Raw genomic sequence first — 425 nt, 5'->3', positions numbered from 1 at the left:
CGTAGCGATGGGCCTGCATGCCGTGGCTGCCGAGGATCTCCAGTTCCCGGGCCGGATCACCAGGTTCGATCGGCAGCGCCGGGGTCGGCCTGGTCACCCAGCAGCAGTCCGACCTGGACGTGCCTGCCGCGCTTGCGCAGACAGGCGATGGAATTGCAGCAGGTGATTGGATGGCCGAGGGCGTCGAGGGAGAGGTGCGCACCGCCGCCGGTCAGTTCCTGCACCGCTTCGGGCACGCTGGCCACCTGGGTGGCATCGATCGTCGCCATCGCGCCGAGGCGACGCGCCAGGGCCAGCTTGTCGGCGGTGATGTCGATGGCCACCACCTGGGCGCCCAGGGCGCGGGCGATCATGATCGCCGAGAGGCCGACGCCACCGCAGCCGTGCACCGCGACCCACTGGCCGGCGCTGACCCGGCCCTGATC

At 71.3% G+C, this 425-nt stretch carries 1 pseudogene; it reads right to left on the bottom strand.

The features are described 5' to 3' along the window. Nucleotides 1-425 (bottom strand): annotated as a pseudogene (locus KYG_RS18695) (zinc-binding dehydrogenase); the annotation flags it as partial.

The sequence above is a fragment of the Acidovorax sp. NO-1 genome (genome assembly GCF_000238595.1).
In the GTDB taxonomy this organism is placed as follows: domain Bacteria; phylum Pseudomonadota; class Gammaproteobacteria; order Burkholderiales; family Burkholderiaceae_C; genus Acidovorax.
This window is presented reverse-complemented; position numbering and strand designations above follow the sequence as displayed.